A 13,791-nucleotide genomic window follows, 5' to 3' on the forward strand; every position below is an offset into this window, starting at 1 on the left:
AACATGAAACGAATTCTCGCCCAATGCACCAAAGAATTAGCGCAGTTTCGTCGCGATCGCCTCACCCTGGCGCTGGCGTTTATTTTACCTGTGATGACGCTGTTTATCTTCGGATTTGCCATCCGATTAGAGGCAAAAAATATTGCGATCGTCGTGCAAGACTTCGATCGCAGCAATCTCAGCCGACGATATACCGAGGGATTATATCAAACCAATCAGTTTGTGCCAGCCCAGTGGAGCGGAGATGACCCCATGCAGGATGCGCTCGATCGCGGCATTGCTAAAGCTGCTGTGATCATCCCGCCTGACTTTAGTCGAGGCATCGCCGCCGGAAAAACCAGTCAGCTACAGGTATTAATTGACGGCACCGATGTCAACAATGCGCGAGTCATTAAGAACAGCATTCAAGCCTTCACGCGATCTTTTTTGCAAGATCAGAATCTGATGTCAGGAACGAGCAAAATCACACCACGGTTGCGTCTCTGGTTTAATCCGGGGCGGCGAGAATCGCTCTACATTGTGCCGGGAGTGTTTGGCGTGATTTTGGCGATTTATCCATCACTGTTGGCAGCGTTGGCGATGTCGCGAGAAAAAGAACAGGGCACGATTTTGCAAGCCTACGCTTCTAGCATCAGCGCGGCTGAGTTGCTGTTAGGCAAATGTCTCGCCTATTTGGTGGTTGGCATTGGGCAAGCGATATTTGTGATCGGCTTAGGATGTGCAATCTTTCGCATTTGGTTTGTGGGTGATCCGAGTCCTTTTTTAATCGGGACGGGTATCTTTTTGATCGCCAGCATTATGTTTGGTTTGCTCATTGGTGTCCGGGCTAATAATCGGAGTGTTGCCGTTCAAGGTGTAGCAACCGCAGGCTTTTTATTAGCATTGCTGTTGTCAGGATTTATCTATCCACTGAGTAACATTCCGTTTCCGTTGTCACTCGTGACTAATATTGTTCCGGCTCGCTATTTTATTGAGATCAGCCGGGATGCCTTTGTGCGAGGCACGGGATGGGAAGGCGTTTGGGTGGCTCAGGTGTGTTTGGTAGTGTTGGCGTTTGTGCTGTTTAACATCGCCCGTCGCATTCTGGGTCGAATGCAATTACCAGGTTAGAGGGCTTTGAGTGATGAAACTGCTGCGTCGTTTAATCGAAAGTCGTTTTTGGGCATTGACCGTTAAAGAAATCGGTCAGATTTTGCGGAATAAACAGTTGATTTTTCTATTGGTGTTTCCGCCAACGATACAACTGTTGATTTTTGGGTTGGCGTTGAATCCCGATGTGCAAAACCTCAAGTTAGGAGTGGTTGATTATTCCAACACGCCGATGAGTCGAGAATTGGTGTCAGCCTTAACTGCAAATGGTGTGTTTCGAGTCGATCGCGCTCCACCCAATGAGCAGATTTTGGGTGAGCAAGTTCGGCGAGGCGAAATCATAACTGGGCTGGTAATCCCACCGACCTTTAACCGCGATCTCAAGAGCGATCATCCCGCAGAAGTGCAAGTTCTGATTGATGCCGTCGATGCCAACACTGCCGGAATTGCCAGTGGTTACGCCGCCCAGATTATCAATCACTTCAGTCAGCAATTGGCTCCTCAAAATCAAGCGCCGATCGAGACCCAAGTCACCATTCTCTACAATCCAGGATTGATTTCTAGCTGGTTTATCGTGCCCGGCGTTTTGGGACTGGTGCTGAATTTAGGTAGCTCGCTTGTGTCCACGTCGGCAATCGTGCGAGAAAAAGATACGGGCACCTTAGAACAATTGTTGATGACTCCAGCCGCCGCATGGGAGATCATTTTGGCGAAAGTGGTGCCGCTATTTGTCTTGCTGTTAGGAGAGGTTATGCTAGCAGTGACCGTTGCCACTCTGGTCTTTCACGTCCCCTTTCGAGGGAACTTTTTCTTATTCATGGGCTTCTCAGGACTCTATATCTGCGTGGGCATCGGGATCGGATTTCTCTTAGCCACGGTTTCGCGGAGCCAGCAGCAGGCGATTCTCACTTCTTTTTTTATCAATTTGCCGCTGATCCAACTGTCAGGGGCGATCGCGCCCATTGAAAGTATGCCGCGATTTTTTCAGATATTGTCGCTGTTTAACCCACTGCGGCACTATGTCAAGGTTGTTCGTGGGGTTCTCCTCAAGGGCAACGGGTTAGAGGTGCTTTACCCCGAAGCGATCGCCCTTACGGCTTTTGCAGTCGCTCTGCTGGCAATTAGCACCTACAAATTTCGGACGCAATTAAGCTAAATCGTTTGTTTGATCGACAGCACAAGCGTTATCCTGCTTAAGGTTGTCGATCTGAAATTTATCGCTGGGAGAGATAGGCTCCTTGAATTTACGTTAGTTCGATGAGTTCTTTCGCTTCGTTCTTTAGGGCTTCTGCTCCCTAAATTCCCCAATTCTGGGGGACTTAGGGGGCAACCCAGATTTGTAACCGCAGCGAAAAGCTTCATCGAATTAACGTTAAATCTCAGTCTCAACCAGTCTGTAAAGCTAGTTTCTTTAGTCTGTGGGCTAACCAAGAATCGTATGAAAATGTTTCTTCATTTAATTCAAGTGGGTGTGGGAGCTTTGATCGCTTTTGGCTCTGTGGGTGCAGCTTATTCACAGACATCGCCTTCTGGTCAGCCCCAGAAACGCTCTAATCTTGCCGCTCAGTCACCCCCCCTCAAAACGATCGCCGCCACCTTTGAGGGTGAAGCTGCTTCGACCCCTACCAAACCTGTGACGATCGTCAGAATTGTCCAAACCTTTGGCGGCAGCGTGCAGAAAGTCTCGGCTGAACGTGCCAAAAAAGTGCCCTCCCTCTTAGCTGAGGCGAAAAAGCCCCGATCGGAGACGAAACCGACGATCGCCCAACCGTCCTTTGAGGGTGCCAAAATCGTCGAGGTTTTTGCCAACGAGCCACAAAAGGCTTCAGACTCAGCCGTTGCTCAGACTCCTAAGCCTGTCACGCCTCCCCGATCGACTCCGCTTCCGCCCTCTAATCCTCCCGCGTCATCTCCGCGGACTCCAGCGACCACTACACCAACCCCCGGCACACCTACCCCTACGCCTACAACTTCTAAATCTGACCCAACCCCTGCCCCTGCCTACCTCAATTCACCCGCCAACCCGCTATTATTTCCGACTCGCCCCGACGAAGTGCGCCTAGCCGGAACTCAACTGATCAGCTTGCAGCAAGCGATCGAGCTATCAGAGCGCAATAACCGTGACCTTGAAGTAGTTAGACTTCAGCTAGAAAGCAGTCGAGCGGCGTTACGCGAAGCTCAAGCTACGCTTTATCCCACGGTGGGACTTCAGTCTAGTTTAAATCGCTCTCAGAGTGCATCGGGTGACATTTCAGCAAAGGTGCAAGCACAATCACCGCAATCTCAGCTATTTGGGGCTTCTAGCACCAACCCGCCCAGCACCAGCCTGAGTGGAGCGATTCAACTCAACTATGACATTTTTACATCGGGTCGAAACAGTGCTCAAAGAAAGGCCGCAGAACGGCTGGTAAGAGCCGCTGAGTTGACGGTTGAGCAGACTCGTGAGCAGTTACGACTCGACACGACAACTGATTATTACAATTTGCAAAGTGCCAATGAACAGGTGCGAATTAATCAGGCAGCCGTGATCAATGCCCAAAGAAGTTTGAGTGACACACAGGCGCAAGAGCGTGCAGGGTTGGGCACTCGGTTTGATGTGCTGCGATCGCAGGTTCAACTTGCCAATGCTCAACAGCAACTCACCAACGCGATCGCCACTCAGGGTATCAATCGTCGTCAACTGGCTGTGCGTCTAAGTTTACCAGAGTCGCTCAACGTCTCAACTTCTGACCCCGTGCAGCCTGCTGGCACTTGGGGTTTGCCGATCGAAGACACGATCGTCCTGGCTTATAAAAATCGAGCTGAACTAGAAACGCAATTAGTGCAGCGAGAGGTCAGTGAGCAACAGCGCCGAGCGGCATTAGCAGCGTTAGGCCCGACTGTCAGTGCGACAGCTAGCTACAACCTGCTCAAGAGCTTTGAGGCACCCGTCAAGGATGTAGGCAATGGCTACACCCTGGCTCTGCAAGCTCAATGGAACTTTTTTGATGGTGGAGCCGCTCAAGCCCGCGCAGCCCAGCAAGAGCGAAACAAAGAAATTGCCGAATCTCGGTTTGCCCAAAGCCGCAACAACGTCCGCTTTCAGGTTGAGCAAGCCTATACCAATTTGCAGGCAAACCGCGCCAACATTGACACCACAACTACGGCTCTCGGACAGGCAGCCGAAGCACTACGACTAGCTCGATTGCGCTTCCAAGCAGGTGTAGGAACCCAAACCGATGTGATTAACGCAGAGACAGATTTGACTCGTGCAGAAGGCAACCGGGTCAGTGCAATCATTGGTTATAACCTCTCTCTTGCCCAATTGCAACGAGCCGTTAGCAATATCGCTGCCCGATAGTGATTCCGCAGGCAGAGGCGAAGATCAATAATTCTAATTGCTGCGGGTTTTCTGGCTCCGATCGCATAAGTTCAAGGCACAATAAACTAAAAGGCATTGATGTAATATCATCTGTCACATTGTTGATTGAATTAGGCATAACTTATAAAGAACGTCGTGTTTGTATAAAGAGTCTTACTTTCCAGAAGACTTGTCGAGAGATTAAGTGTCAACCATTTCCCTTTATGTCCTTGAGGATTGCCCCCATGACTCATCCTAAAACGTCCGCTTCCACCGTTCAAAAACGATATCAGCGTTATCTTTTGCTGTGCGGACTCGGTTGTGTGGTCAGTTCAGGCTTTTTGGGCAGTGACATAACCCTCGCTCAAACTCAGACACCCGTTCTGGAACTAGCTCCTTCTGCCCCAGCCCCAGCCGCTCCTGCCTCGTTAGATCCTGCCCCTGAATTGGCGGCCCCGGTGGTGACACCTAGCGCGATCGCCCCCGTCGAGAGTGGAGATTTGTTTATCGATCGCACCCATTACAGCGTAGGGGCAACCGAGCGTCGCGACCCTACACCTGCGGCTCAGGTCGTGCAGGTCGATCAAGTCAGCGCGCCCGTCAACGTCACTCCGACGCATTTGGGTTCCGTCAGCGTTTCAGCAAGGGGGATTGGTTGGAGTTCGAGTCCGGGTAGCACCACGGCGATCGGGCGAGAATATAGCACCGTGCGCGACTACTACAATCGCACGATTCGCCCTCCTGCTCGCCTCGGCAATGGCAATATTCGATTAATTTTTCCGCTCTCGATTCCCTCAGCGATTACGTCTGTTTTTGGCTGGCGCGTTCACCCCATCACAGGTGACAGTCGCTTTCACTCTGGCACCGATCTAGGCGCACCGATGGGAACGCCCGTTTTGGCAGCTTATGCAGGTCAAGTAGCGTTTGCAGACCTTTTTGGTGGATATGGACTAGCGGTGGCAATCAACCACAATCAAGGCACTCAGCAGACGCTTTATGGTCACTTATCAGAGATCTTCGTCAAACCCGGAGATATCGTGCAGCAAGGAATGGTGATTGGGCGGGTCGGCAGCACCGGAGCCTCAACCGGGCCTCACTTACACTTTGAGTTTCGGCAGTTGACCACAGAAGGATGGGTGGCGATGGATGCAGGAACGCAGTTAGAAACCTCGCTGGCTGATTTAGTGAAAGCGTTGCAGGTAGCTCAGTCGCCTGCGAAACCCGTTCAGTAACCACGCAGAAATTGACTGCAAGCGCTGTTTTACTGAAAGCTAGGGTTGCTTTAAGCGGGATCGTTCTCTTGATAGATAGGCGATTCTACTTGTGGTTAGATAATAAGTAGTGTTGACCGTCACATCGAGCCGACTTGTCTAAATGCTTGACGCGCTGCCTCCCGATCGCTTCCCCTCAATTCCCCTCCCCACTAACGAAGCCGAACGCCTGGAAGCACTGCGGCGATATCACGTTCTCGACACCCCTACTGAGATTGCGTTTGATCGGATCACAACACTCGCAGCACGACTGTTTGATATGCCGATCGTGCTGGTTTCGTTAGTCGATCACTCTCGTGCCTGGTTTAAGTCGAGCTATGGGTTTGATCTTTGCGAAGTGCCACGGGGCGACGCGATCTGCAATTTTGCGTTGCTCTATAACGACATTCTCGTCGTTCCTGACACTCGCAAAGACGATCGTTTTGCCTGCAACCCTTTTGCAATCAGTGAACCAGGCGTTCGCTTTTATGCAGGTGCGCCCCTGATGACCCATGATGGCTATAACCTGGGCACCCTCTGTTTGCTAGACGGTAACCCGCGAGAAGCGTTAAGCGATGCCCAAAAAGCGACGTTGATCGATCTCGCCGCGATGGTGGTTGATGAGCTAGAGCTACGGCTTGCCGCCAAAAAAATTGCTCAGGCCGATGCTGCTCTTCTGACGGTTACCCAAGGCGTTTCGGCGGTGACGGGCAACGCATTTTTTCAAGCGCTCGTGCTGCACTTTGCCAAAGTTTTAAACGTTGAATATGCCTTTATTGGGCTAGTGGTTGACCACGAAGACAAAGCCATTCAAACGATCGCAGTGTGCGCTCAGGGTGAAATTAGCGAAAATTTTGACTATTTGCTTAAAGACACGCCCTGTCAAGCCGTGATCGAAAAACGCACGATTTGCTGCTATCCGCATCGAGTACAAGCGCAATTTCCTGACGCACCCTTATTGGCTCCTCTCAATATCGAAAGTTATATTGCGATTCCCTTTTTTGACTCAACGGGTTCTGCGATCGGGTTACTGAGCATGATGGATGGCAAACCTTTAGAAAATGTGCAGCTTGCTGAGTCTCTGCTGACGATTTTTGCCCTGCGAATTACAACCGAGCTAGAGCGCCAACAGACCGAAGAAACCCGCACCCAAATGCTTGCCCATGAGCAGCAAGCCCGTACCCAAGCCGAAGCCGCTAACCGCATGAAAGACGAATTTCTGGCCGTTCTTTCTCACGAATTGCGGACTCCACTTAACCCAATTTTAGGCTGGGCAAAACTGCTGCGATCGCGCACCCTTGACCCTGCCAGAACCGAGCAAGCGCTAGAAACGATCGAGCGCAATGCAATATTACAGACGCAACTCATTGACGACTTATTAGATATCTCGCGAATTGTGCAGGGCAAACTCAGCCTCACCATTGCCGCCGTTGATCTAAATGTGACGATTCAGTCAGCGATCGACACGCTGCAATTAGCGGCTCAAGCCAAGACGATCGCGGTTAAATTTGAGCCGCCTTCCCTGCCGATTTGGGTGTCAGGCGATGCGAACCGACTTCAGCAAGTGGTCTGGAATCTTTTGTCAAATGCCATCAAGTTTACACCTGCCGAGGGAAAAATCGTTGTTGACTTAAAGCAGGTCGCTGATAATCACGCTCAAGTTCAAGTCAGCGACACCGGAAAGGGGATTGTGCCTGACTTTTTGCCGTTTGTGTTTGAGTCTTTTCGGCAAGCAGATAGCGCTACGACTCGGCACTTTGGCGGGTTGGGGTTGGGGTTAGCGATCGTTCGGCAATTAGTCGAATCACACGGCGGCACCGTTGAAGCTGATAGCCTTGGAGAAGGACAAGGAGCTACTTTCACGCTTAAACTACCCCTGCTAAGAATCGTGGATTAAATAACCTGTAAAAGTCTTATGATTTGTCATCGCCGAGACTTTTGCCCCCTAAATCCCCCACGAGTGGGGGACTTTGAAACTGGAGTCTTGGCTCAAAGTCCCCCAAAATGGGGGATTTAGGGGGCAAAAGCCGACCCAAACGAGTGCCAAAGACTTGTGTGTACACCGTAGCTCTTTAGGGTGAGGGCGAGAAGTTGCACCTTAATAAATCCACGTTCCTAAACGTTTCTAGTCAACCGAAAAAACCGAATGTTGTTCAAGCATGCAGACATCAAAAGTCCGGCGATGAATCCTGCCCATAGTCCTTGAGCGCCAAAGGGGCCAATAATGCCGAGACAATAGCCGATCGGCAACCCTACCACCCAATAAGAAATTAAATTAAACAGCATGGGCATTCGCGTATCTTTTAAACCTCGCAGTGCGCCGATCGCCACGACTTGCAGCCCATCAAAAATCTGAAAAATTGCCGCCATCATCAGCAATTGGACTGCGATCGCTTTCACCTGCGGATCGTTAGTGTAAAGTCCGGCGATCGTCATCGGCAAGCAAACCAGCACCAGAGACGCACTCGTCATAATCGCCACCGAAATCACGAGGCTAGTCAAGCCGCTAAATCGTGCGTCTATAAAATTGCCCTGCCCGACTAACTGCCCAACTCGAACGGTAGTCGCGATCGATAACCCCAACGGCACCATAAATGTCATAGCGGCAATGTTAAGCGCCACCTGATGCCCCGCTAAAATATTGGTTCCTAGCCCGCCGATCAGCAGTGTGGTCACGGCAAACATCCCCACTTCTAGAATCAGGCTCAACCCGATCGGAATCCCCACTTTTAGCAGTTCTAAGAGTTTCCTCGCGCTGGGTCGGTCAAATCGCTCTAGCAGATTAAAGGGTTTAAGCTGCCGATTGATCACGACATAGACGCTCATACACGCGAGCATAATCCACCACGATACTGCCGTTGACCATCCGGCTCCTACGGCTCCAAGTTCTGGAAAGCCAAACCGACCGTAGATCAGCACCGAGTTGCCGACAATGTTGCACCCCAGCGCCACCAGTGTGAAATACATTCCGGGCTTCATGACGGCGATGCCTTCGTTAAACAGCCGCAGCGCCATAAACGCAAACGCTGCCGGAAGACCCCAGCTAATCGCTTTGATATAACCATCTGCGATCGCAACGACACCTGGCTCTATGCCCATCCAACTGAGCGCGGGAGAAAGATGCCGGACGATCAAGACAATCGGCAGCGCGATGAACTGGCTCAAATAAAGACCTTGGCGCACATAGGCACCGATCTCGTGTCGTTCACCCGATCCATAAAACTGAGCCACGATCGGAGACAGCGCAATTAAAACGCCATTTGCAAACACTTGAAGCGGGAAAAACAACATCGTTCCTGCGGCGATCGCGGCGAGATGTTGCGCGTTATAGTGCCCGACCATTACGGTGTCTACAAACGTCATCAGATTTTGCCCAACTTGAGCCGCCATCACCGGAATGGCGAGACGGAGAATAATCTGGCTTTCCTTGAATAACAGAAGCGGATAATTTTGGGGTAAACGAGTCATTGTGGATCAAGATTCAGACTGACTCTTTTAAAGAAGTGTGTAAAAGATTCAGACTATAGCTTTGTGATGGGTCATGTCTTCTTCCGATCGAGCAATTTTGGGTGTTGCAGAATCAGCATTTCCCTTCTACTTTTGTTCAGGTGTCCAAAATTGTAGATCTTGAATTGTGCCAAAGTCTCGGTAGTTCATCGTCCAAACTGGGCAACGACGACGTTGAGCAGTGTGAATCACAACAGATGCATCCTCTAAACTCCCACTCCAACCTGGTAATGACTGAATCATTCGCTGTAGCGTTAGCACATCAGATTGAGCGAGAAAAACAGGTTGCAGAACATCCAGCATGAGCGTCAGTGCATCGCAAGCAATCTCATAGCGTTGATGATTCAGCAACCACTTATAGACCTCAAAGAGAATTGGAAGGGGCATCCAAAGAATCGTTTTCTGTTGAAAAAGCTGACGAAATCCAAGTTCTGCTTCTGCATGATAGCGATCGTTCTCATAGAACAGGGCAATTAACGCTCTTGCATCTAAAACAATTTGCTTCAATCGTAATCCTCTGCACGCTCATCAGAGTGGTGCGGGGCCTGTTTAACGATTCCTGATAATGCCATAAATTTCTCAACCTGTTTGGGTTGTGGAGCCGCAACTTCACTCGCTACAGAATCCTTTTCTAATAGTTCTAACCCAAGTTTTGGTGCCAACGCTTCTTGAATCAAATCTGATATCGTGAGGTCTGGATTTTTTTGTAAATAGCTCTGAATCAGCAGAACGAGATCATCTGAAATTTCTATTGTCTGTTTCATCAGACACCATAGTTAGTACTAAAGTTTTTTCGATTCTAGTTGTATTGTAGACGGTGATGCACAACCGTTTACAGACTAAAATTGATGGATTGCTAGAGAAACAAAGTGAATGAACGCTCAAGCTAAAGACTATCCCTTTGCACAAGAATTCATTACCGATGCTGAGGGGCACATCCGCAAAGTCGTTATTGATGTTGCAGATTATCAGAAATTGATTGAAGCGCTTGAAGATGAAGGGCTTTACCGCGCAGTGGCTGAGGTTCGTAACGAAATTCCTTTGAGCTTAGAGGAAGCACTCAAGGAAATGGCAGCAGAGTGAAGGTTGAATATTTACCCAGCTTTCTAAAGGATTTGAAAGCGCTCAAAAGCACACCCGGCTTTGAAGCTATTAATGCGCTCGTGTTTGAAGAGATTCCCCGATCTACATCTCTGGGAGAAATCAGCAGTTTGAAAAGGCTCAAGGGGGTTGACGATGCGTACCGGATTCGCGTCGGTGATTATCGGATTGGCTTGTTCACGCTTAAGGAAACAATCACTTTTGCTCGTGTATTGCATCGAAGAGAGATTTACCGATACTTTCCCTAATGGGTAGACTGCGATAGTCGTTCCCATGAAATAAGGTGAGGATCTCGACCTAATTCAATCCATTCGCAGTTGCTTAAGCGGCTGAATGCCCAACCACTCCAGATCTTGTTTAAGCTTTTTAAGCTGAGCGCGATCGACCAGCAATAAATCGGGAGACAGCCGCGCCACGAAACGAGATCGTAGTATCTCACTGCGGGCGATCGCTCAGATCGATAGCAAAGCGCGATACGATTGTGCCCAATCGTTCATAAGGTAGGATCGACATACCATTTAGAGAAGCACAATCAGGATGAACAAACTTATAACTTCTGAGCAAAAGCTGCTAGAGAAAATCCGGCAACTTCCCCCTGAGAAAGTGATTGAAGTTGAGAATTTCGTTGATTTTCTGGTTCAACGAAATCAAAACACTACGCAACGAATGAACTGGGATAAAAAAATAGCAGAAATGGCAAATGACCCAGAGATTCAAGCTGAAATTGCTGCCATTGATTTAGAGTTTGCGATCGCTGAAATGGATGGACTAAATTCTCAATGAGCATTCAGCGGGGACAAATCTACTTTGTCAATCTCAACCCGGTTCAGGGCAGGGAACAAGCTGGTAAGTAGACAGACCTAATTAAATGTAAGATGCCCAAATCGCCCTCACCCTAAATCCCTCTCCCTAGGGAGAGGGACTTTGAATCTTGCTCCCTTCTTCTTGGGGAGAAGGGTTGGGGATGAGGGTCTTCTATTTAATTCCACTCAGCTACTTAAACGTCCTGTTCTAGTTTTGTCTATTGATGCGATTAATCAACTACCCCTCGTTGTTACTGGGGTCGTCGGAACTAAAGGCGAAAATATTTCTCGTGACTATCCAACCAATGTTCGCGTTTTCACAGCAGAAAGCGGATTGTCTCTAGAAACTGTTTTTCTCTGCTTTCAGCTTCGATCTCTAGATGCCGATCGGTTTCCTTCAAAACCATCTGGACAGATCTCTGCCGAGAAGATGGAGCAAGTTGAAGCAGCCGTTCGGTATTGTTTAGGCTTATAGACGCTAATTTAATCCATTCGCAACTGCTCAAGCGGCTGAATGCCCAACCACTCCAGATCTTGTTTAAGCTTTTTAAGCTGAGAACGATCGACCAGCAATAAATCGGGAGACAGCCGCGCCACGAAACGAGATCGTAGTATCTCACTGCGGGCGATCGCGTCAAATACCTCCCAGTTGGTGCAACGCAAAACGACAATTTCTGCCATCTCAAGCGTGGGTGGACGACCTGCCCAGGCAGTTAACGCCACTTTTAATAAGGGTGGCAATTCGTCAGTGCGTCTGGCTTCTAAAAAGTCAAGAATATCACTGGCTTTGTTGCCTGCTTGCGCCGCTTTAACGACACTGGCTTGAGTCAGTGTCCAAGTGTTATCTGAATCTTTCTCCATCCATCGCTGTAGCTGCGTTTCTAATAGCAGATCCTTGACTGACTTTACTTGCGTTACTTCTCCGGTTTCACCGATTTTTAAGCAGCGACTTAACGGCTGGTCATAGCGGATTTTTTGTTTGATCAATGCCTCAATCGCTGGCGTGTTTTGATCGATTAGCAGAAAGCGATCGCCCAAGATTTTGCCACTCACTCCCTGATTCATTGCCGTTTGCATTGATTGATGATCTGCAAACTCAATCATCTGCGTTTCGCGTCGCAATGTAATTTGTTCTCGCAATCCTCCCCATTGTTGAAGGTCGATTTCTACATTTTGCGGCACCGGAACCTTTGCCCCAGTTCGCAGTGCGTTGAGAAATTCTTCTAGCGATCCGCCGCGCTCTAACCCTCGATAAACTGACTCACGGGTGAGGCGATAATGGGCAGTGTGCTGCTGAATGTCGAGACGATCGGCATAGCGATCGAGAAAGATCATTTGAGACGGGGCGACTTCATCAACATAGACCAAAAGCTCAAAGTTGGGTTGCACAATCCATGCAGGTTGCGGAGCCATCTCGACAAACGATGCAGCCAAATCGGGATGCAAAATCATTTGCCCTAACTCGGTGACTCTAAAACTGACGATCGCCTCATTTTGATTCGAGAATTCCGATCGTGAATTCCAGCCTAATTCGACGATTCCTAACAGATACAACCATGTTGATAATGCGTAGCGAAACCAATGTTTTTCGCGTTGCTGCCATTCTTTGCGCTGCCGATCTCTCCAGCGTTTAGCGCTTTCTTCTGGGTCAACTCCCGCCGCACGAAATTGGGATGGAATAAACCCGGTCAGTGAGAAGCGATCGCCGATGCGATCGAACAGAAATTTTTCTAAATCATCAAGGCTAAACCAGGCAGATTGATCAGACGGCAACAGCTTTAGCACCAGCAATAAAATCTGACGCGCCTCAATATAGCTGCTGGCATCAAAAAAACTGCTGGCTTTCCATTCAGTCCATTCAGCCGCGACGCTAAACCCTACCAACAGTTGACTGATCTGAACCGGGTAAGGACGATTGGCAAAGGTTTCGATCGGCGCAGCTAACTCTAGCTGAGTGTCGTCCCTGTGGGTAGTCAAAATTCCTGAATAGACACTCGCTGCTGTTAGGGCGATCGTCGGTTGCGGAAACCAAAACCCATCGATTTCTGTACCGTCTTCTTCCCAACGCTGCGCCTTAGTCAACTTGCGGAGGCTGTTGACTTGAGGAGTGCCCGATTTAGTTAGCTTCAGACCTCCCAACCCTGAGACTGCCTGCATAAAGCCCAAAATCGTCAACACCACACTGGCAGGACGACGATAAGAAGAAATTTTAGGGGCGGCGGTTTCTTTGAGATCTAAGGTCGGAAAGTGAGGTTCGCTAACCTGTTCTAGAATTCGTTCATCAGAGAGCAGTTGTTCAAAATTTAGCCCATAGCCATAATAACCATCGATCGAATGAGTCGCGATAAATACACCGCTACGAATCAACTCGTGAGCATAAGCGATCGCTTCGTTGCCAAATTTATTGGTGAGATCGGGCTGCTCAACTCCCAACAGCGCTGCCGTGATCATCACCGTGCGAACCGAAACTTTGCCGCCTTGGGCTTTTGCCAGCTCTAATGCCAATCGTGCATAAGGCTTTAACTCGGCGATTAATTGCTGAATCTGCTTTGCGTCTTTTAGCCCACGAGCGATCGCCGCAATGCACTCACTTTTAGACGTTTGTTTGCCTCTAAACCCCCAAGACTTCGCCATGTCTTGGACGATCGGTTGCGCGAGTTGAGTCAGATAGGTGTCAAATCGCAAAGGAACCATCATCACC

Annotated in this window: 13 protein-coding genes; 9 read left to right on the forward strand and 4 right to left on the reverse strand. The window is 49.3% G+C overall.

Annotated features, from left to right (window positions below):
* Positions 1 to 3: 3 nt before the first annotated feature.
* The 5 genes from BRW63_RS03945 (at position 4) to BRW63_RS03965 (ending at position 7,576) form a co-directional block, all read left to right on the forward strand.
* A complete protein-coding gene (locus BRW63_RS03945) occupies positions 4 to 1,110 on the forward strand; it encodes an ABC transporter permease (protein ID WP_073069628.1) in 1,107 nt (368 codons plus the stop codon).
* Between the two features lie 13 nt (positions 1,111 to 1,123).
* Positions 1,124 to 2,245, forward strand: coding sequence for an ABC transporter permease (locus BRW63_RS03950; protein ID WP_073069629.1), 1,122 nt, complete (start codon positions 1,124 to 1,126; stop codon positions 2,243 to 2,245).
* 288 nt (positions 2,246 to 2,533) lie between these two features.
* The gene (locus BRW63_RS03955) at positions 2,534 to 4,429 is read left to right on the forward strand and encodes a TolC family protein (RefSeq protein WP_219898590.1); all 1,896 of its coding nucleotides are present in this window, start codon (positions 2,534 to 2,536) and stop codon (positions 4,427 to 4,429) included.
* 245 nt (positions 4,430 to 4,674) lie between these two features.
* Positions 4,675 to 5,661, forward strand: coding sequence for a M23 family metallopeptidase (locus BRW63_RS03960; RefSeq protein WP_073069631.1), 987 nt, complete (start codon positions 4,675 to 4,677; stop codon positions 5,659 to 5,661).
* A 142-nt stretch (positions 5,662 to 5,803) separates the two neighbouring features.
* Entirely contained in the window at positions 5,804 to 7,576 is a 1,773-nt protein-coding gene (locus BRW63_RS03965) for a GAF domain-containing sensor histidine kinase (RefSeq protein WP_073069632.1), read from the forward strand.
* A gap of 218 nt (positions 7,577 to 7,794) precedes the next feature.
* Here BRW63_RS03965 and BRW63_RS03970 read toward each other — a convergent pair whose 3' ends face one another.
* The 3 genes from BRW63_RS03970 to BRW63_RS03980 all read right to left on the reverse strand — a co-directional run bounded on the left by BRW63_RS03970 (position 7,795) and on the right by BRW63_RS03980 (position 9,950).
* The gene (locus BRW63_RS03970) at positions 7,795 to 9,147 is read right to left on the reverse strand and encodes an MATE family efflux transporter (RefSeq protein ID WP_073069633.1); all 1,353 of its coding nucleotides are present in this window, start codon (positions 9,145 to 9,147) and stop codon (positions 7,795 to 7,797) included.
* Positions 9,148 to 9,273: 126 nt separating this feature from the next.
* Positions 9,274 to 9,693 (reverse strand): type II toxin-antitoxin system VapC family toxin, encoded by a 420-nt coding sequence (locus BRW63_RS03975; RefSeq protein WP_073069634.1) that lies wholly within the window; start codon positions 9,691 to 9,693, stop codon positions 9,274 to 9,276.
* Positions 9,690 to 9,950, reverse strand: a complete 261-nt coding sequence (locus BRW63_RS03980) for a hypothetical protein (RefSeq protein ID WP_073069635.1) — start codon at positions 9,948 to 9,950, stop codon at positions 9,690 to 9,692. Before BRW63_RS03980 ends, BRW63_RS03975 begins: the two co-directional genes overlap by 4 nt.
* 109 nt (positions 9,951 to 10,059) lie before the next feature.
* Between BRW63_RS03980 and BRW63_RS03985 the strand changes: the two genes are divergently transcribed.
* From BRW63_RS03985 to BRW63_RS04000, 4 genes are all read left to right on the forward strand, one after another.
* Positions 10,060 to 10,269 carry a hypothetical protein gene (locus BRW63_RS03985; protein WP_073069636.1) on the forward strand — a complete coding sequence of 70 codons (210 nt, stop codon included), beginning with the start codon at positions 10,060 to 10,062 and terminating at the stop codon, positions 10,267 to 10,269.
* Positions 10,266 to 10,535: a type II toxin-antitoxin system RelE family toxin gene (locus BRW63_RS03990; protein WP_073069637.1), complete on the forward strand. Its 270-nt coding sequence runs from the start codon at positions 10,266 to 10,268 to the stop codon at positions 10,533 to 10,535. The genes BRW63_RS03985 and BRW63_RS03990 overlap by 4 nt, the downstream gene beginning before the upstream one ends.
* Before the next feature lie 289 nt (positions 10,536 to 10,824).
* Positions 10,825 to 11,070 (forward strand): DUF2281 domain-containing protein, encoded by a 246-nt coding sequence (locus tag BRW63_RS03995; RefSeq protein ID WP_073069638.1) that lies wholly within the window; start codon positions 10,825 to 10,827, stop codon positions 11,068 to 11,070.
* Between the two features lie 162 nt (positions 11,071 to 11,232).
* Positions 11,233 to 11,565 (forward strand): type II toxin-antitoxin system PemK/MazF family toxin, encoded by a 333-nt coding sequence (locus BRW63_RS04000; RefSeq protein WP_073069639.1) that lies wholly within the window; start codon positions 11,233 to 11,235, stop codon positions 11,563 to 11,565.
* Positions 11,566 to 11,573: 8 nt separating this feature from the next.
* On the opposite strand, the gene BRW63_RS04005 is transcribed toward BRW63_RS04000, so the two are convergent.
* Positions 11,574 to 13,784, reverse strand: coding sequence for a helicase-associated domain-containing protein (locus BRW63_RS04005; protein WP_073069640.1), 2,211 nt, complete (start codon positions 13,782 to 13,784; stop codon positions 11,574 to 11,576).
* Positions 13,785 to 13,791: the final 7 nt, after the last annotated feature.

Origin of the sequence: Phormidesmis priestleyi ULC007 (assembly GCF_001895925.1) — a bacterium.
Taxonomy (GTDB): Bacteria; Cyanobacteriota; Cyanobacteriia; order Leptolyngbyales; family Leptolyngbyaceae; genus Phormidesmis_A; species Phormidesmis_A priestleyi_A.